The 18446-nt window shown below is 49.1% G+C and carries 14 protein-coding genes; 9 read left to right on the top strand and 5 right to left on the bottom strand.

All coding sequences use genetic code 11. From position 1 onward, the window contains the following. The first annotated feature begins 9 nt into the window (after positions 1–9). The 6 genes from UF06_RS00860 to UF06_RS00835 all read left to right on the top strand — a co-directional run bounded on the left by UF06_RS00860 (position 10) and on the right by UF06_RS00835 (position 8338). Positions 10–3147 carry an efflux RND transporter permease subunit gene (locus UF06_RS00860; protein WP_045568753.1) on the top strand — a complete coding sequence of 1046 codons (3138 nt, stop codon included), beginning with the start codon at positions 10–12 and terminating at the stop codon, positions 3145–3147. Between the two features lie 361 nt (positions 3148–3508). Continuing rightward, positions 3509–3772 carry a hypothetical protein gene (locus UF06_RS00855; protein ID WP_045568752.1) on the top strand — a complete coding sequence of 88 codons (264 nt, stop codon included), beginning with the start codon at positions 3509–3511 and terminating at the stop codon, positions 3770–3772. 619 nt (positions 3773–4391) lie between these two features. Continuing rightward, positions 4392–6002, top strand: coding sequence for a mechanosensitive ion channel family protein (locus tag UF06_RS00850; protein ID WP_045568751.1), 1611 nt, complete (start codon positions 4392–4394; stop codon positions 6000–6002). A gap of 26 nt (positions 6003–6028) precedes the next feature. After that, a complete protein-coding gene (locus UF06_RS00845) occupies positions 6029–6535 on the top strand; it encodes a GNAT family N-acetyltransferase (RefSeq protein ID WP_045568750.1) in 507 nt (168 codons plus the stop codon). A 226-nt stretch (positions 6536–6761) separates the two neighbouring features. After that, entirely contained in the window at positions 6762–7535 is a 774-nt protein-coding gene (locus UF06_RS00840; RefSeq protein ID WP_045568749.1) for a siderophore-interacting protein, read from the top strand. Positions 7536–7603: 68 nt separating this feature from the next. Continuing rightward, positions 7604–8338, top strand: a complete 735-nt coding sequence (locus tag UF06_RS00835) for an RNA methyltransferase (RefSeq protein WP_045568748.1) — start codon at positions 7604–7606, stop codon at positions 8336–8338. Between the two features lie 111 nt (positions 8339–8449). Here the strand turns inward: UF06_RS00835 and fdxA are convergent, their stop codons facing one another. Then, the gene (gene fdxA, locus UF06_RS00830; RefSeq protein WP_045568747.1) at positions 8450–8773 is read right to left on the bottom strand and encodes a ferredoxin FdxA; all 324 of its coding nucleotides are present in this window, start codon (positions 8771–8773) and stop codon (positions 8450–8452) included. A gap of 288 nt (positions 8774–9061) precedes the next feature. Between fdxA and UF06_RS00825 the strand changes: the two genes are divergently transcribed. After that, positions 9062–10678: an NAD(P)/FAD-dependent oxidoreductase gene (locus UF06_RS00825; RefSeq protein WP_045568746.1), complete on the top strand. Its 1617-nt coding sequence runs from the start codon at positions 9062–9064 to the stop codon at positions 10676–10678. Between the two features lie 58 nt (positions 10679–10736). Here the strand turns inward: UF06_RS00825 and manA are convergent, their stop codons facing one another. Next, positions 10737–11954, bottom strand: a complete 1218-nt coding sequence (gene manA, locus UF06_RS00820; RefSeq protein ID WP_045568745.1) for a mannose-6-phosphate isomerase, class I — start codon at positions 11952–11954, stop codon at positions 10737–10739. Positions 11955–12063: 109 nt separating this feature from the next. Beyond that, complete coding sequence (locus tag UF06_RS00815; protein WP_045568744.1) at positions 12064–13965, bottom strand: fructose-specific PTS transporter subunit EIIC; 1902 nt, start codon at positions 13963–13965, stop codon at positions 12064–12066. A 416-nt stretch (positions 13966–14381) separates the two neighbouring features. On the opposite strand from UF06_RS00815, the gene UF06_RS00810 reads away from it, so the two are divergent. Then, entirely contained in the window at positions 14382–15215 is an 834-nt protein-coding gene (locus tag UF06_RS00810) for an AraC family transcriptional regulator (RefSeq protein ID WP_045568743.1), read from the top strand. On the opposite strand, the gene UF06_RS00805 is transcribed toward UF06_RS00810, so the two are convergent. Together UF06_RS00805 and UF06_RS00800 are read right to left on the bottom strand one after the other, a co-directional pair. Then, positions 15207–15986 carry a PTS sugar transporter subunit IIA gene (locus UF06_RS00805; protein ID WP_045568742.1) on the bottom strand — a complete coding sequence of 260 codons (780 nt, stop codon included), beginning with the start codon at positions 15984–15986 and terminating at the stop codon, positions 15207–15209. The two genes, UF06_RS00810 and UF06_RS00805, sit on opposite strands and share 9 nt — an antisense overlap. An 8-nt stretch (positions 15987–15994) precedes the next feature. Then, on the bottom strand, positions 15995–16294 hold the full coding sequence (locus tag UF06_RS00800) for a PTS fructose transporter subunit IIB (RefSeq protein WP_015727454.1): 300 nt from the start codon (positions 16292–16294) through the stop codon (positions 15995–15997). A gap of 229 nt (positions 16295–16523) precedes the next feature. On the opposite strand from UF06_RS00800, the gene UF06_RS00795 reads away from it, so the two are divergent. Continuing rightward, complete coding sequence (locus UF06_RS00795) at positions 16524–18389, top strand: fructose-specific PTS transporter subunit EIIC (RefSeq protein ID WP_045568792.1); 1866 nt, start codon at positions 16524–16526, stop codon at positions 18387–18389. Positions 18390–18446: the final 57 nt, after the last annotated feature.

Here is an 18446-nt window from a genome sequence, read left to right as displayed (position 1 = left end):
GGAGCCGTCATGGAATCGACCCAGCAACGCGGGCTTATCGCCTATTTCGCTCATAACTCCGTGGCCGCAAACTTGCTGATGGTGTTCATCATCATCATGGGGATTGTGAGCTTTTTCTTCATTCAAAGGCAGATGTTTCCCAACATCGAAGTGAACTACATCAACGTCAGTGCTTCCTATCCTGGCGCGTCACCGCAGGAGATTGAAGAAAGCATTTTGATCAAGATGGAAGAGTCGCTCAAAGATGTCACAGGCATAAAAAAAGCCGTCTCCACCGCCTCGCGTGGCAGTGCACAGATTGAGCTGGAAATTGATGTCAAAGCGGACATCAAAGAGGTGCTCGACGATGTCAAACAGCGTATCAGTACCATCGCCACCTTCCCCAAAGGGATGGAGCCGGTCAACATCTATCAATATGAGTTTCGCCAAGATGTGATTGAAATGTCGCTGGTGGGCGATCGTTCACTGGAAGAACTCAAGCCGATCGCCAAGCAAATTGAGGATGAACTGCTGCAATTGCAAAACGTGATGCTGGTCGAGCTCAGTGCGCCGGAAGAGGAGATCGCGATTGAGATAGACCCGCTGGTGTTGCGCAAATACGACCTCACCTTAAACGATGTGACCAATGCGATTCGCCGTTATTCGGCCAACTATTCTGCCGGTGAAGTGACGACCAACGCGGGTTTAATTGCGGTGCGGATTGAAAACCAGTACTACAAAGGCGAAGAGTTTCGCAACATTCCGGTGAAACTGGGTGCTAATGGCGCAAAAGTGCTGTTGCAGGATATTGCGACGATTAAAGATGGCTTTACCGAGGCAGAACGTTACTTCCAATTTTCGGGGCAAAACGCGATTTATCTGTCGGTAAAAGCGACCAAAGAGCAAGACATGATTCCGGTAGCGGAATCGGTGAAAGCGTACATTGAGCATAAAAATGCTCAGTTGCCTGCCGATCTGAAGATCAAAACATTGGTGGATATGACCTACTATCTGCAAGGTCGCCTCGACATGATGCTGAAAAACTTATTGCAAGGGGCGGTACTAGTTGCTCTGATGCTGAGTATTTTCTTGCGTGTACGCTTGGCGCTGTGGGTGATGATCGGTTTGCCAGTGTGTTTTTTAGGTGCAGTGATGTTAATGCCGTTCTTGGGTGTCACCATCAACATCGTTTCGCTGTTTGCTTTTATCATGGTGCTGGGCATCGTGGTCGATGACGCTATTGTTATTGGTGAAAGTGCCTACAGTGAGATTGAGAGTAAGGGTGGTGGCGTTGACAATGTCATCAAAGGCGTAAAGCGGGTCGCCACCCCCGCAACCTTCGGTGTTTTGACTACCATCGCCGTTTTTGCACCGTTTTTGATGTCTTCAGGCCCTGAGCGTGCGTTCTTTTTTGGCATCGCCTCGGTGGTGATCTTGTGTCTGACTTTCAGTTTGATCGAATCAAAACTGATTTTGCCTGCACACTTGGCACACACCCATTTTAAACCGATTGAACCAGGCAGTTGGCGTGAGCGTTTCAACGCCCGTTTCTTTGGCTTTATCAATGGCCCTTACAAGCACTTTGTGGTGGCTTGCACCCACTGGCGTTGGAGTGTGATGGCCTTTTTTGTTGGCTTGTTGGTTGTAAGCATTGCGCTGATGACATCCAACCATGTGCGCATTGTGATGAACCCAAAAGTGCCAACGGACTTCCCGGCGGTGGTGTTGGAAATGAACGATAACGTCTCCAGCGCACAAACCATTGCGACCTTAAAAGCGATTGAAACGGTCATCAAGGACGTTGAACAAGAAACGCTGGCAACGCATGGACGCGGAATGATTCGTGACATGCTCTCCTACAATCGTGGTCGTACCAAAGGACGCATTGTGGTACCGCTAGTGGATGAAGAGCTCAGACCCTTTAACACTTTTGAACTCTCGCGGATGTGGCGTGAACGCATGCCAGAGCTTGCTGGGGTGAAGAGTTTGACCATTCGTGATGCGACCAACAGCGGTGATGGCGGCGATGAGTTCGGTTATCTGCTCTTTGGCTCGGACATTGCGCAGCTTAACGAAGCCGGGCGCTACTTGATCACCCGTTTACAGCAGCAAAATGGCTTGTTTGATATCTCCTCCTCGATAGATTCAGGCAGTAAAGAAGTGTTGTTGTCGCTAGCGCCAGTTGCCTATGACTTGGGTTTAGATCTCACCATGATAGCCGAACAGGTTGGTGGCAGTTTTTACGGTGGTGAAGCGCAGCGGATTATTCGCGATGGTGAAGAGCTTAAAGTGATGGTGCGCTACCCCAAATTGACGCGCGAAGCCTTTGCCTCACTTCGTTATGCGGTGATCACAACGCCATCGGGTAAGAAAGTGATGCTGGGCGATGTGGTGGACATTACCGAGCAACCCGGGGTGACCAGTATTCGCCGCGAACAGGGTTATCAAACGGTTTACGTTTATGGCTCGATTGACGAAGAGCTGATCGAACCGAATGAAGTGGTGAACAACATTCGCGACAATTTACTGCCAGAACTCCAAGAGAAGTTCCCGGGAGTTCGTACCGAATTGGGTGGTAGTATCGAAGAGCAGCAAGCGCAGCGCAATGAACAGATCATCTTCTTTGTGGCTGGGATGATCATCGTCTACATTCTGCTGGCCGTACCGCTCAAAAGCTACACCCAGCCGCTGATCGTGATGTCAGTGATCCCATTTAGTTTAACCGGCGCGATTTGGGGCCATTTCTGGCTTGGGCTCGACATCAGCATGATGTCCACCTTTGGTTTAATTGCTGCCGCTGGCGTGGTGATTAACGACTCGTTGGTCATGACAGACTACGTGAACCAAGTGAGAAAAGAGGGGATGTCAATCAAACAAGCGGTGGTTGAAGCGGGCTGCGCCCGTTTTCGTGCCATCACACTGACGTCGATTACCACATTTGTTGGGGTGCTGCCGATTATGTTTGAAACCAGCTTGCAAGCACGCTTCGTTATCCCCATGGCCGTTGCATTAGGATTCGCAGTGCTGTTTGCTACGCTGTTAACCTTAGTGCTAGTACCCTGTTTATATCTTATCTTGGAAGACATTAAGCGCGGATTAAAACAGCTTTGGCGTGGCGTGACCTACCCGCTGCGCTGGTTTGGGCGGCGTAAACTTGCTTCCTCTTAGTGAAGTCAAAGTTAAGTCAAATACCAACGAAAATGCAGCTCTCGGGCTGCATTTTTTTATGGCTCTCGATGCCGCCTAGTTCGAATGGTCTGAGCTCACCTCTGCTTATCATGCCTATACTCAATAAGCGATGAGTGGTGAGTGGTGAACCAGAGAGTGTAATGCCGTTGGAGTATGTGCTCATTATTCGTCTTGTAAATATTTGGTGAAATTTGCACATACTTTGTAAATATCGCCAAGTTGCGTATCACTATCCAAGAGTTCTGCATTAACTTATTGATTTTAAATAAATAAAAAATTGGCACGCTAAGTGCTATATAGAGTTCGTTGGTTGATTATTCATTTACACGAGGAACTTAATATGCGCCGTTCAATTCTATCTACCGCAATGCTTCTATTGGTGATGACGTCTGCTGCGAATGCAAATGCACTGGACAACTCTTCACTGAGCAGTGATCTCAGTGCCGAAATGGAAGTGATGAAACAAGAAGCGATTGCTCAAGTGCAGCAAGAAAACGTTAAAGCGATCGCAGATAAGGACGCGTTGTTAGTGAACTACATCAAGCAAGAACAGTCTCAATTAGTGAATTTGAAATGCCAACAAAAAGGCAATGAAGAGTCTTAATCTGCGCATCATTTTTGCTTTGCCAGAACCGCTTGTCACTGCCCCGTAACAGATCGAATTTAAAGTTGAGGCAAATGAGGTGATTCTTTCCGCTGTGAAATACGCCTTGTTTGCCCCGTTCGCCAGGTCTCCTATGTACCTGGCTTTTTTCTTTTCAGGACATTGAAAAAAGAAAGCCCGTGTATAGGCTGATACACGGGCAAAAAAGGCACCATATTGGTGTGTCTATTCATTTTGGAGATGGTCGCAAAAGATCCATTTTCTTTTACTGTAAAGAAGCTTTCCTGGGATTGGATGGCTTCAAGTCAGTGTGACCAGCGGGAAGTAAAGTAACACTATTGTTACCATTGTTAAAATGTGAATTGGGTAATCATAGTTTGCACAAATATTTGATTTATGCTTACTAATACTGTGGGTTTCACGTTTGAAGTGGCGGATATGACGATTTATTCCGTACTTTTATGGTTACGCACGCCATCACCTTGACTCGATTGGCATATGGGATAAAAGGCGATGTTAATCATTTGTTAACAGTTTAACGCTCTCAACTATTTTATGGTGCTCCTCGCTAGGTACCGATAAAATTTGTTGAGTGAATACTACCTAGAATGGACACAATATGGTTTTGAATTGGTTTCGAGCAACGTTTCTCGTGCTCTGTCTATTGCCTTCTTACGCTTTTGCTCTGCCGACGAGCGTGATTCTCAGTATGGCTGAGGAATCTAGCAACACTCCAGTGGCGGAGCCAGCGCTGAATATCGCTTACTCTTATAAGGATGCTTTGCAACGAGACACGCCGCGAGGTGCGTTGAACGGCTTTTTGCAGGCAGCCTACGCGCAAGATTTCACCCAAGCGGCCAAATACCTAGATATGCGTTTTTTACCTTCGAATTTGAAAGTTAAAGACGGACAGGAATACGCTCGCCAACTCCATGCCATTATTGAACGTAATGTCTGGATTAACTTACAAGAGATTAATGATACGCCAGCTGGCGCAGTAGATGATTTCCAACCCGAGTATCGAGATACGTTTGGCACGATCAACATCAAAGATGCTGATATTCTTCTTCTATTGCAGCAAGTTCCGAGTAAGGACCTAGGCAAAATTTGGAAGATTTCCAACGCAACGGTCGCAATGGTGCCAACACTGTACCAAGAGCTGGGTTACGGACCGTTGAGCGAATGGTTTATTAACAATATCCCGCGTGGCTACGTGTTTAAACTGAATTTTTGGGAAATTGCGCTTCTCTCCACCTACTTAGTGGTTTCATTTATTGTCATCGCACCTTTTACTCTGTTTGGTGCTTGGTTGGTTCGACGCAGCCAGATAAAAATGAAAGATGACTTAGCTAAGGTGATTGCGAGACCTTTGCTGTTCTTTTTAGCCTTGGGGCTGGATCATCTACTGCTGGCCAACACCACTTTAACCGTCACGGCAAGAGAAATGGTCAACAATGGCTACTTACTGTTTATGTCCACGCTTTGGCTGGGTTGGGCACTAATTGGTTTGTTGCAATATGTGATGCGTGAGCGATTGATTGGCAAAGGGAATAAGCAGAGTGCCGCGATGGTGCGGCCTTTTCTGACTTTCTTACGCATCATTGTGTTGATCTTCGCTGTACTTTCATGGATGGAGTACCAAGGCTTCAATGCAACGGCACTGCTCGCCGGTATGGGGGTTGGGGGTGTTGCATTGGCGCTAGCCTCCAAACAGTCACTGGAAAACTTTATCGGCACGATGACGCTCTATTCGGCTGCTCCGGTAAAAGTGGGCAATTTGTGCAGTTTTGGTGGAATTCGCGGTACGGTGGAAGAAATTGGCTTGCGTTGTACCCGGGTAAGAACCATCGATCGGACGGTGATTCATGTCCCGAATGCGAAATTGGCTGAAATGGAAATTGAGAACATTTCTGAGCGAGAAAAAATCCGTTTTAAAACGGATATCCGGCTCGACTACAGCACAACCACCGCGCAACTGAAGGCCATTATTGAAGAGATTAAAGCCTTGCTCGAAAATCATGAGAAGGTGGATAAAAAGCCTCTGCGCGTCACTTTTCGCGGTTTTGGTGCGCATGGCTTGGAAATCAACGTCTTTGCCTACATCGGGAGCAAAAGTTTGCCCGTTTACCAAGTGGCTGCTCAAGAACTGCATCTCGGCATCATGGAGATCATTGAAAATAATGGTTCACGTATTGTCCCTGCGATGTTTGATGCTCAAGCGCTGGCATGATGCATGGCTGACTAACGAAGGTGGCTATGTCAGAAAGTATTCGCTATGAAATCAATCCTCCGGCTGCGATCCGAGATTGTGCCGAGAGACATCTGAATACCTTGCCAAATGCCACCCGTTTGCTGCGCAGCATTGATCTTGCCAGCGATTTTTGTGTGGTGGTGGCGATGGATGGTGAACAGTTAGTGGGAGTCGCGACCATCAAGAGCTTAGTGCAGGGACAACATGGCGAGTTAGGCCACTTGTTTGTATTGCCACAGTATCAAAGGCAAGGCATCGCTAAAGAACTCACCCGGTTGCGGATTGAGTACGCTAAGGCCCATGGTTTGGATCTGCTGTATGCGGTGATCAAAGAACATAACGAGGCTTCGGCGAACAATCTTGTGCAGCACGGTTTTGTCCGTTACGGATGGTTTTATAGCCTGAGTAACAGCGGGCTAAAATTTGCTTGGTATTTTATGACCTTAGCTGATGGATTGAACGCTGAGGCAATCATGCAGACGCTCACCCATCCACGTCGTCGATGTGATTAACGATTTTCAGCGAACCAGCATTGAGATCTCATCCAGAGATGTGCTGATAGATTGCTTCAACGCTCAGGTATTTCGCAATACGCTGGCGTGAATACACCCACCGCCGATCGTGCTTGGCCAAAAGCCGAGAAAGGCAATTTCAATGTAAATTTGCTTAAAGAGGCTAGGCGCTTTACTAGGAGGTTGCTAGTATAAATGCAAAAGAGAATGATTATCGAGTAGAGAAATGAATAGACCCGCGCCACAAGTACTGACTGTCGTATCGACGCAAACCCTGACACCAAATATGCAACGCATTGTTTTTGAAGGTAACTTTCTCAAGCAATTTCCGCAAGAGTGCGAAGGCGGCTATATCAAACTGCTGTTTGATACCAGCGGCAACACCGATTTAAGCCAGCTTGCGGAAGGTGAGCGTCCGGTAATGCGCACTTACACCATTCGCCGCTTTGATGCCAAGCGTGGTGCAATCGAAGTGGATTTTGTGCGCCATATTACCTTGGACGCGCATTGCGGCTTTGCTGCGCGCTGGGCGATGGCTGCGCAGGTCGGTGACACTATTTCGATGGTCGGTCCGGGCACAATAGCGCCGATAAACACCGACGCAGATTGGTTTTTTATGGTGGCAGATATGACCTCGTTACCCGCGCTTTCGGCCAAAGCGGCACGGTTACCAAAAGAGGCAAAAGGATACGCTGTGGTCAAAATTACCGAAGCCTCTGACCAACAGACGCTTGAGTTGCCTGCCAATATGGAGCTGATTTGGCTAACCGGCGAAGAGACGTTGGCACAGAAAGTGACTCGCTTGCCATGGTTGGCGGGCAGAGCATCAGTTTGGTGCGCCTGCGAGTTCGATTCCATGCGCCAACTGCGTCAGTACTTTCGCAATGAACGAGCGGTTGGGCGTGAGCATATCTACATCAGCAGCTATTGGAAAAACGGTGTATCGGAAGATGGTCACAAAGTCCTTAAACGTGAGGATGCAGAAAGTCACGCCGACTAACGGTGTCGCTCTTTAGCTGATCGCGGGTTTGCTCTATAATCGGCCCGCTTTCATCTGGGACAAGATCAATGATTTCGAAAAACCAATTAAAACTCCTGCGTGCGTTAGGACAAAAGAAACAGCGTAAAGCGCATGGCCTTTTTTTAGTGCAAGGTGAGAAAAACGTTCTTGAACTAGCGAAGAGTGCTCTCGCGGTTCAGCAGATTTTTGCCACTGAGGAATTTCTTGCACAGTATGGCAAGGAGTTGGCGAACTTTGAGTGCGTTGAAGCCTCGTTGGATGATTTAACCAAAGCAAGTACCTTGGTGAGTAACAATGCCGCCATTGCCGTGGTTGAGATCCCGCGTGTTGAAATTCCGCCAGCGCAAGGCTTGATGATTGCTTTAGATGGCGTGTCTGACCCCGGCAATCTTGGCACCATCATCCGCGTGGCGGATTGGTACGGCATCAAACACATTATTGCCAGCAGCGATTGCGCTGACCCATACAACCCGAAAACCATCAGTGCCACCATGGGCAGTTTTGGCCGTGTGCAGGTGAGCTTGGTTGATCTGCCAAGTTACTTGGAGCAGGCAAACTTGCCAATTTACGGTGCGTTTCTTGAAGGGGAAAGTGTGCACAAAACGGCGTTCTCAGCGCAAGGCATTTTGCTGATGGGCAGTGAATCTCACGGTGTTCGTGAACAAGCGTCAAAGTTTGTCACCAACAAGATCACCATTCCTGCGTTTGGTGGGGCAGAGTCACTCAATGTGGCGATGGCAACGGGCATTATTCTCGACAATATTCGCCGTCAGAACAGTTAAGCGTAGTGTTTTGCTGCTGTTAAATAGCAAAAAAGCGTCGTGGAATACGACGCTTTTTTATTGAATCCGTTTTTATCGAATCTGGTTAACCCATCGATTCGGAGGGAAAACTTATCTTTCGAGCATGTCCAACTTGTTTGGCACGCCATTCCACTTTTCTGCTTCGTCCATTGCTGGTTTTACTTCGGTTTGTACAGGCCAGAGCTCGGCCAGTTCCGCATTTAGCTCTTTGTAGATCACTTGATCTTCTGGCAGCTCATCTTCTTGGAAAATTGCCGCTGCATCACATTCTGGCACACACAAACCACAGTCGATGCACTCGATGGGGTTGATCACCATAAAGTTTGGCCCTTCGTGAAAGGCATCCGCCGGGCAAACGGCGACACAATCCGTGTATTTACATTGGATACAGTTATCAGTTACCACAAATGCCATGACATAGCGCTCTTTAGTTCAGTGAAACACATTCTTCAATGACACGTTGCGGTCAAAAATGAAGAAGGGGGATGATACTGATCCCAAGGCAAAATTCAACATTGGTGACGGCGATTGTTCTGGTGAACTTTGCCTCGTTCTGGTTTTTAGTATGACCCAGTTCTGCTTTTTGTATGACATAGAAAGCAATTTCTCGTAAAATGCGCGCCATTGTGAGCTGCGCTGGTTGCTTTCTCTAAAAGGAAATGATCCAGCAAGGCTAAGACACCAATTGCAACGAGACATCCAATGATACGTTTAACTGAAATTAGACTTCCGCTTGATCATGAGGAAGGCGCGCTTCTAGACGCGATAACCAGCAAGCTCTCCATTCCGGCCGATCAGGTTCTTTCTTTTAACATGTTTAAACGTGGCTATGATGCTCGTAAAAAGACCAATATCCAGTTGATCTACACGCTTGATATTGAAGTGGCGAACCAAGAGCCGTTGTTGGCGAAGTTCAGTAAAGATCCACATGTTCGCGAAACGCCGGACATGGAATATAAGTATGTTGCCAAAGCGCCAGCCAACCTCACTGAGCGCCCAATCGTGATTGGTTTTGGCCCTTGTGGCTTGTTTGCTGGCCTTGTGTTGGCGCAAATGGGTTTCAACCCAATCATTGTTGAACGGGGTAAAGAGGTGCGTGAGCGCACCAAAGATACCTTCGGTTTTTGGCGTAAGCGCACGCTGAATCCGGAGTCAAACGTCCAGTTTGGTGAAGGCGGTGCGGGCACCTTTTCTGACGGTAAACTTTACAGCCAAGTGAAAGATCCCAATTTCTACGGCCGCAAAGTGATCACCGAATTCGTTGAAGCGGGCGCGCCAGAAGAGATCCTCTATGTGAGTAAGCCGCACATCGGTACCTTTAAGCTGGTCACGATGATCGAAAAAATGCGCGCGAAAATTCTTGAGCTCGGCGGTGAGATCCGCTTTAGCACGCGTGTTGACGATATCCATATGCAAGATGGCCAAATCACCGGCGTGACGCTGTCTAACGGTGAAGAGCTGAAATCTCGCCATGTGGTGCTCGCAGTCGGTCACAGTGCGCGCGATACCTTTGAAATGCTGCACGAGCGCGGTGTTTATATGGAAGCTAAACCGTTCTCTGTCGGTTTCCGTATTGAGCACAAACAGTCGATGATCGACGAAGCGCGTTTTGGTCCAAACGCGGGCAATCCAATTCTAGGCGCGGCAGATTACAAACTGGTGCACCACTGCAAGAATGGCCGCACGGTTTACAGCTTCTGTATGTGTCCGGGTGGCACGGTGGTGGCGGCAACCTCTGAAGAAGGCCGCGTTGTGACAAACGGCATGAGCCAATACTCGCGCGCCGAACGTAACGCCAACAGTGCGATTGTGGTGGGCATCTCTCCTGAGGTGGATTACCCGGGGGATCCGCTGGCGGGTATCCGTTTCCAGCGCGAGCTTGAATCTAATGCTTACCGTCTTGGCGGTGAAAACTACGATGCACCAGCACAGAAAATTGGTGACTTCCTAAAAGGTCGCGATCCAAGTGCTCTTGGTGACGTGGAGCCATCATTCACGCCCGGTATCAAACTGACGGACCTTGAGAAGGCGTTACCACCCTTCGCTATTGAAGCGATCCGCGAAGCAATCCCAGCATTTGATAAGCAAATAAAAGGCTTTGCATCTGAAGACGGGTTGCTCACTGGTGTGGAAACGCGTACCTCTTCTCCTGTGTGCATCAAGCGCGACAAAGAATACCAAAGCATCAATCTCAAAGGTTTCTACCCAGCGGGTGAAGGTGCAGGCTATGCAGGCGGTATCCTCTCTGCGGGCATCGACGGCATTAAAGTGGCCGAAGCGGTGGCTCGTGATATCGTCGCACAGCTAGAAAGCGCGTAATTAATACGATATTGATCAAGGGCTCGCAAGAGCCCTTTTTGTTTGTCCAAACCAAAGCTTAACTAAACGCTCTTGCTACTCGGCCTTGGCTGGTGATGGTGTACTGTTCACTGTAAGCGGGGATGAAAACCGATTCGCCCTTTTGGACTAAACAACGTTCGCCATTGGCGTGGCTGAGTTCGAGAACGCCATCCAAAGGCAGCAAGATTTCCGCGCTGGCTACGTTGATCGTCAGCTTCTCTGCGAGCGGTAAAATCGCAAATTTAAAGTCGTCGACAGGAATGGGGTAGTGCAGACTGCCGTCACTCAGGTTTGGCTCAAGGCGCAGTTGTTCAAACGGCTTGTGTTTGAACTGAGTGCATGCCACCAACTCATCAATATCCATGTATTTTGGCGTTAAACCCGCGCGCAACACGTTGTCGGAGTTGGCCATGATTTCTAAGCCCGTGCCATGCAAATAGGCGTGCGGTGTCTCGGCTTGCAAGAACATCGCTTCACCCGGTTGCAAGGTAATCACATTGAGCATCAATGGTGCGAAGAGGCCGATGTCGTTGGGATACTGCTTTTCCAATTCAACAATCAAGGCAAAGAGCGGCAAATCAATCTGTTTTGCTTGGTGGATCAAAGCCGCTACGGCGTTGTTTTTCGTTTCACCTTGCAATGAAAGTAAGCCGGAGAAAAAGTCACTCAACCCTTGTTCGGTTGGGTTACTTGAGAGGGCATCAACAAATGGGCTCAACTCGTCAATCGCCAGTTCGGCAAAGACATTGAGAATTTCGCCGATAGCGCGAAAACCGTTCATCGCTTGGTATTCTGTTAGTGCGTAAACCAGCTCTGGCTTGTGGTTTGGGTCTTTGTAATTGCGGTTGGCTGCGGTCAACGCAATACCTTGCTGCTCTTCTCGGGCAAAGCCTAATTCTGCTTGCTGCTTGTTGGGATGCACCTGAATCGACAGCGCATTTTCAGCGGCAAGAATTTTAAATAGATAAGGCAGCTCACCAAACTGTGCGGCGGTCTGCTCACCTAAAACTAGCGATGGATTTTGCGCAATAAAGTCAGACAATTTAACTTGTTGGCCTGCCATCGTGACACATGAACAACCATTGGGATGCGCCCCCATCCATAACTCGGCTTGGGGTTCGTTGGTTGGATTTTCGATCGCGAACAGTTGCTGCATGGCGGTTTTGCTGCCCCACGCATAGTTTTGTATCGGGTTGGTCATCGGGAAGAACACCGCCAGCGGCAGGGTTGCTTGCGAAGCTAGGATCTCAGACATCTTTCTTGCCTTCAGAAAAGTTACCTTTAAAAAGTGACCTTTAGAAAAGTCACCATCGGAAAGATGGCTTGAGCGTGCGCCCAAGCCATACGGTGAAAAGAGGGGGAAGTTAGGCGGTTGCGGCCGCCAGCTTTTGTGCGCGGATTTTCTTCAGCGTCACACAAGTGATTGCTGTAACCGCAGCGCCTGAAGCCATGCAAATTAGCGCCAATAACGGGTAGTTCATCGCGCCAAGTAGCGCTACAACAGGACCACCGTGCGCCACGCTGTTAGTGATGCCGAAAGAAAACGCCATTACCGCTGCAACCATAGAGCCCAATACGTTGGCAGGAATCACCGACATCGGATCTTGTGCCGCAAATGGAATCGCCCCTTCCGAGATACCGACTAAGCCCATAGCGCCTGCTGCTTTACCCGCTTCAATTTCTGACGATTCAAACAAATCGAGCTTGCGACCCATCGCGGTGGCGAGCGCCATGCCAAGTGGTGCAACCGGAATGGCACACGCCATCGCGCCCATAAATTGGGTTTGGCCACTGGCAATCATGCCGACAGAGAACAAGAACGCCACTTTGTTGAATGGGCCACCCATGTCAAAGCCGGCCATACCACCCAGCACAATGCCCAGCAGAATCACGTTACCTGTACTCATGCTGGTGAGCAGTGCGGTTAAACCGTCCATTAGGCTGGCGATGGGTGCACCGATGACGAAGATGAACAGACCAGCAATGAACAGCGATGCGGTGATGGGTGCGATCATGATCGGAACAAGTGGTTGAATGAATTTGTGGTAGTTGATGGAGGTGATCCACTTAACGAAGTAGCCAACAAGCAAGCCTGCGATGATGGCACCAATAAAGCCTGTTCCTGCTTCAGCGCCGTAGAAAGAACCGTTGTTGGCAATCCAACCACCGATTAAACCCGGAGCCAGTGCTGGTCGGTCTGCGATCGCGTAGGCAATGTAACCTGCCAAAATCGGGATCATCAACGTGAAGGCGACCACGCCCACTTCTAGAATTTGGTTCCACATACTGCCTGGAGGAATCGCCATGCCGGCTTCGGTTGGCTCGCCGCCGACCGCAAGGGCTAAGGCAATTAGAAGGCCCCCCGTGACCACGAATGGGATCATGTGAGACACGCCGTTCATCAAGAAACGATAGAGATCAGAGCGTGCTTGGGACGCTTTGTTCGCCACCGACTGCGTGTTGGCGCTTTCGGCTTGGTAGCTTGGCGCGTTTAACGCTTCGTTAATCAGCTTCTGAGCGTCGCGAATGGGTGCTTTGACGTTGGTTTTGACGACACGTTTACCGGCAAAGCACGCCATGTCGACTTGCTTATCGCACGCCACAACGATCGCCTCTGCACGTGCAATTTCTTCTGCGGTTGGGCTGTTTTTCACTCCAATCGAGCCGTTGGTTTCCACTTTGATTTCGTAGCCCAACGCCGCCGCGCCTTTTTCCAGTGCTTCCGCCGCGAGGTAAGTGTGGGCGATGCCGGCAGGGCAACCCGTCACACCAATGATCAATCCTTTGCTCTCCGATGGGTGAGTGGCTGGCGCAGGTTCGGCCTTTTTCAGCAGTAGTTGCAGTGCTTGCTCGGCGTTTTCGGCATTGAGGAATGCATCGATGAAACCTTCTTCGATCAGTTTGGAAGAGAGTTCAGCCAACACTTCAATATGGTGGTTATCGCCTCCATCGGGTGACGCGATCATGAAAAAAAGTTTGGAAGGCAAACCGTCTTCTGCGCCATAGTCGATGCCCTGTTTGCTCACGCCAATGGCGACGGCAGGTTGGGTAACGGCGGCACTTTTCGCATGAGGGATCGCGACGCCGTCTTCAAATCCGGTGTTGCCTAACTCTTCACGCGCTTGGATGTCTTGTAGGAAGGCCGCTTTATCTGAAATACGTCCTTGCGAATGCAGGATATCAATCAGCTCCTCAAAAACGGCTTGTTTGTTATTTGCTTGCAGATCAAGCTGAATTAAATGGGCATTAATCAGTTGGTTGATCATAGAAACCTCTGTGCTTTGTATTTTTTATCCCGCGCCGACCTCACGCTGCTGCGCCAAGTGGCCTGGGTATCTGTCAGAGATATTGTTTAATTTTGCGGATCGAGCGAGTAGTGAAGAAATGGTACATTTACTGGACAATTGTATCGGTATGGGTTGAATGTGATTTGGATCGCTATGAGATTTGGTGACTGCCTTTGCCTCTAAAATTCTCACCATCAAAGTTAAATTGCAGTTATTTCATTAATTTAAAGTATGTTTGTTGTTTTTAAATAAGAAAAAGAACACTAGAGAATTGGTGCTGTGACTGGATTTTTGTATCATTTGGGCGGGAGTGTGATTTTGTTCAATGAGCCATGGTAAGAATCGTTGTATACCTTACGCTGTTACGAATTGAATAATGCGATGAGAGCCTAGAGATGATTTTTGATGATTTGATTTCATCGGTACTAAATGAACGTGAGTCCTTTCATCACATTTGGTTCGCTGGCGATTTTCATACGCCACCGGAATTTAGCTATCAGGTTAACTTTCCCCGTTTGGAGTTAGTCTTGGATGGGGAATACATTAATGAAATGGAAAGCCACGATCGCAAAGTAAGCAAAATTGTCGCCAAAGCGGGTGATGCGATTTTTATTCCTTCGAACTGCTGGAATAAGCCGAACTGGGATACCGATTGCTCGGTGCTGAGTATGTTGTTTGGGCGTCGTCAGTTGGGGCTCAGTTTGGTGAGTAAACGCAAAGGCGAAGCCAACTTTTACGATATCCAAAAACACAGCATCCAAACCCGTTCAGGCTTTGCCATCGACAACATCTTAGAAGCTCTGAGCTCATTGGCGCGTGAAAATCACAAAAAGCCGATGGATGAGCTGTTGCTGCAAGCTCTATTGCAATACACCCAGACTATGGCCCCTACTGAGCAGTCGCATAACCGTGTACAAGATCTCTATCAAGGGATCTGCATTTATATCCAAGAGAACTTCCATCGGCCAATTACCCGCGAAAGCATTGCATCGCGTTTTAGCATCTCCGCCAATCATTTATCGCGGCTGTTTCGCCAGCAAGGGCATATGACGTTGGCTGACTACATCACTTGGGTAAGGGTGGACCGCGCCAAGTTTATGCTCAAGAAGTATAACTTTAAGCTCAATGAAGTGGCGCTGCGTTGTGGGTTTAAGGATGTGAACTACTTCTGCCGCGTGTTTAAAAATCGCACGGGGCGCACACCAACCGATTACCGCGCCTCAATTTAGCAGGCGTGACATGGCGTACATCAGCAGCGCTTGCAGATCAACGCCGCTGCGAGTCCGCAGTAGGCGCTCAACCATCTGATCACACAGTAAATTGCGCGTTAAATTGGTCGCAGCGATGATCTGTTCTCGGTTGGGCTTGCTCGGCATCACCAAAGCAATGGCTAAATGCACGTCGCCCATTTTGGAAGCCCAATCCATCGATTCGTCGTTTTTGATCACCGCCACAGCAATGTGTTCAATGCCTTCAAACATCACATGAGGAATCGCGATGCCGGGGGCTACGCAGGTGGAAGAGCGCTCTTCTCGCTTGATAAACGCCAAAATCAGTTCATCGGGCGAAACGGGGTAAATCAGTTGCGCTAACCCTTTCAAACACTCGAATTTGGTGAGTTCGGTGTGTGCTTTGGCATAGTGCCATTTGACCTCGGCTGGTGGACAAATTCGCGCTAGACGCTCTGCCAGATGGCTGGAGAACTCATAGTTGATCTTTGAACCGACCACGGTGAAGTGGTCCGACAGCATGTCTTTAACCACAAAGCAGGCGAGTTCGGCATCAATGCCAATGGCGGTGATTTGGCAAAAATCCCCTTCTTGTAAGCCTACTTGCAGCACCGCGAGTGATTTTGCGAGTTCTGCGCTGCGATTTTGCGTGATATTGATGATGCGCAGGGTGCTTTTGAACTTTCGCGCAACACGAGACAATGGTTGGGCCACATGGGCACTGGCGTTAACATCGTTCACCAAGAAGGTGACTTGATATTCATGCATCATGCTGGTGTTTAGCGGCAGTGGACAAGAAACACTTTGTCGACGTTGAGCAGTACATCTTCGATGGAGAGTTTCACCACGTTCATGCCTTCAAAGCGTCCAGGCTGTTCGATTTCGATATCCGAGACAATCAATACCTTATCCGCATGGGCCACATCATAAGGCGTCAGTTGGTTTTCGATCCCCATCGCACCTTGAGTTTCGACTTTGATCTGCACATTATACTTCGGCGCGGCTTTGGTTAATGCATCGGCCGCCATGTAGGTGTGCGCAATGCCCGTTGGGCAAGCGGTGACCGCAACAACTTTCATCGGACTATCTCATGGTAACGTTTGGCAGGATAGTAGCACAGCGTAAGGCAAATGCGGCTTTTTAGCAGCAGACCCAGTTCACAGTTCGCTTTTGATGTTACAAAAATCCAGTTATTGCATCTTTCGTCCTATGTTTTGAAACCGTTTGGCTGGTTACTCTAGCCCCTACGCGCGTGTGCGCGAACCGACCTACGCCTCAATAGTATGGACAACGCAAGGTAAAGCCATCGTGGATATGACCAACCTGATCGAACCCGAAGTCATCTGCTTAGATCTGAAAGCCAACAGCAAAGAAGACGTGCTGATTGAATTGGTAGAGATGCTGGATAAAGCAGGGAAATTGACCGATAAACAGCAATTTTTAAAAGATATTTGGCGAAGGGAAGAGATTGGCAATACCGGTTTTGAAGAGGGGATTGCCATTCCTCACGCCAAAAGTCGCGCCGTCGCTTTACCTGCAGTGGTGGTGGGGATCAGTCGCCAAGGAATTGATTATGGCGCGGAAGATGGTCAGCTTTCCGATGTGTTTTTTATGCTCGCTTCCCCCGATGGTGAAGATCATCACCACATTGAAGTGTTGGCACAAATCTCCAGTAAATTGATTGAAGAGGGTTTTGTTGAGAAGCTCAAAGCTGCGGAAGATATCGATCAGGCGCGAGCGCTGTTTATCGGCCACAACGGCGCAGATACCCCGCAAGGGCATGGCATGGGCGAGTTTGTTCATCAGCCGCTTAGCCCAATGGCGCAACGCGTCGCGCGCATTAAGGAACATTTGCTGTTTGGCACCTCTCATATGATGCCGTTTATTGTCGCGGGCGGGGTGCTACTGTCACTTTCTGTGATGATCTCTGGCCATGGCGCTGTGCCAGAGCAGGGCGTATTGGCGGATATCGCGCAAATGGGCATTGCTGGCCTGACGTTGTTTACCGTGGTGCTCGGCGGCTACATTGCCTATTCCATGGCAGACAAACCGGGTTTAGCGCCGGGGATGATTGGCACTTGGATTGCGGTCAACCAATACCATACGGGCTTTTTAGGTGCGATCATTGTGGGCTTTTGGGCGGGTTTTGTGGTGTGTCAGCTGAAAAAGATCGAGCTGCCCGACAGCATGAGCTCGCTCGGTTCCATTTTCATCTATCCTCTGCTCGGAACGTTTATTACCTGTGGGGCGATCATGTGGGTGATTGGTTCTCCTATCGCCAGCAGCATGTTATGGCTTAATCAATTTTTGGCCTCGATGGCCGATTCTGGCAAAGTTGCTTTAGGCGCGGTGCTCGGGGCGATGACCGCATTTGATATGGGCGGGCCTATCAACAAAGTCGCCACGCTGTTTGCCCAAACGCAAGTGAACACCCAACCTTGGTTGATGGGCGGAGTCGGCATCGCAATTTGTACCCCACCATTGGGGATGGCGCTGGCCACGCTGTTGTCACCAAGCAAATTCAAGCGTGATGAGCGTGAAGCGGGCAAAGCGGCCGGCATTATGGGCATGATTGGTATCAGTGAAGGGGCGATTCCGTTTGCCGCGGCGGATCCCGCACGTGTGCTGCCGGCGATTGTTGCTGGCGGTATTGTCGGCAACGTGATTGGTTTTCTCTTCCAAGTGCTCAATCATGCGCCTTGGGGCGGCTGGATTGTACTTCCTGTTGTCGATGGAAAATTGGGCTATATTGTCGGCACGCTGGCCGGTGCTATGACCACAGCCCTGATCACGATTGCTCTAAAGAAAACCGTCAATGAAGACGAGAATTCGCCAGGCGATACACTGGCATATTCTTCGGTGGTAGGGGAAGGTCAAGCCGATATTCTTGCCGTCACTTCGTGTCCTTCTGGTGTGGCGCATACTTTCTTGGCAGCGAAATCGTTGGAAAAGGCGGCATGCCTACTCGGGGTGAAAATCAAAGTGGAAACGCAAGGTGCCAACGGCATCATTAATCGAATTACCGCTAAAGATGTTCAAAGGGCCAAGTTTGTGATCTTCGCCCACGACGTCGCCATCAAAGAACCCGAACGTTTCAAGCACATCAAGGTTATCGACGTCACCACCAAAGACGCGATTTTAAATGCCGCGGCATTGATGCAGATGAAAAAGTAGCCAACGACACGGCTGTTTTTAGGTGAACCCAAAGCTGAAATTTTTCTTTGAAAATCA

Origin of the sequence: Vibrio sp. S234-5, from assembly GCF_000960595.1 — a bacterium.
Lineage (GTDB): Bacteria > Pseudomonadota > Gammaproteobacteria > Enterobacterales > Vibrionaceae > Vibrio.
Note: the sequence above shows the minus strand (reverse complement) of the source record. Positions and strands in the feature narration are given on the sequence as shown.

What these genes read in the sequence shown, in the direction of transcription:
- fdxA (WP_045568747.1), bottom strand. Translation starts at nt 8,773, where the DNA reads ATGGCATTTGTGGTAACTGATAACTGTATCCAATGTAAATACACGGAT.
- UF06_RS00855 (WP_045568752.1), top strand. Translation starts at nt 3,509, where the DNA reads ATGCGCCGTTCAATTCTATCTACCGCAATGCTTCTATTGGTGATGACG.
- UF06_RS00850 (WP_045568751.1), top strand. Translation starts at nt 4,392, where the DNA reads ATGGTTTTGAATTGGTTTCGAGCAACGTTTCTCGTGCTCTGTCTATTG.
- UF06_RS00835 (WP_045568748.1), top strand. Translation starts at nt 7,604, where the DNA reads ATGATTTCGAAAAACCAATTAAAACTCCTGCGTGCGTTAGGACAAAAG.
- UF06_RS00825 (WP_045568746.1), top strand. Translation starts at nt 9,062, where the DNA reads ATGATACGTTTAACTGAAATTAGACTTCCGCTTGATCATGAGGAAGGC.
- UF06_RS00845 (WP_045568750.1), top strand. Translation starts at nt 6,029, where the DNA reads ATGTCAGAAAGTATTCGCTATGAAATCAATCCTCCGGCTGCGATCCGA.
- UF06_RS00860 (WP_045568753.1), top strand. Translation starts at nt 10, where the DNA reads ATGGAATCGACCCAGCAACGCGGGCTTATCGCCTATTTCGCTCATAAC.
- UF06_RS00805 (WP_045568742.1), bottom strand. Translation starts at nt 15,986, where the DNA reads ATGATGCATGAATATCAAGTCACCTTCTTGGTGAACGATGTTAACGCC.
- UF06_RS00800 (WP_015727454.1), bottom strand. Translation starts at nt 16,294, where the DNA reads ATGAAAGTTGTTGCGGTCACCGCTTGCCCAACGGGCATTGCGCACACC.
- UF06_RS00840 (WP_045568749.1), top strand. Translation starts at nt 6,762, where the DNA reads ATGAATAGACCCGCGCCACAAGTACTGACTGTCGTATCGACGCAAACC.
- UF06_RS00815 (WP_045568744.1), bottom strand. Translation starts at nt 13,965, where the DNA reads ATGATCAACCAACTGATTAATGCCCATTTAATTCAGCTTGATCTGCAA.
- UF06_RS00810 (WP_045568743.1), top strand. Translation starts at nt 14,382, where the DNA reads ATGATTTTTGATGATTTGATTTCATCGGTACTAAATGAACGTGAGTCC.
- manA (WP_045568745.1), bottom strand. Translation starts at nt 11,954, where the DNA reads ATGTCTGAGATCCTAGCTTCGCAAGCAACCCTGCCGCTGGCGGTGTTC.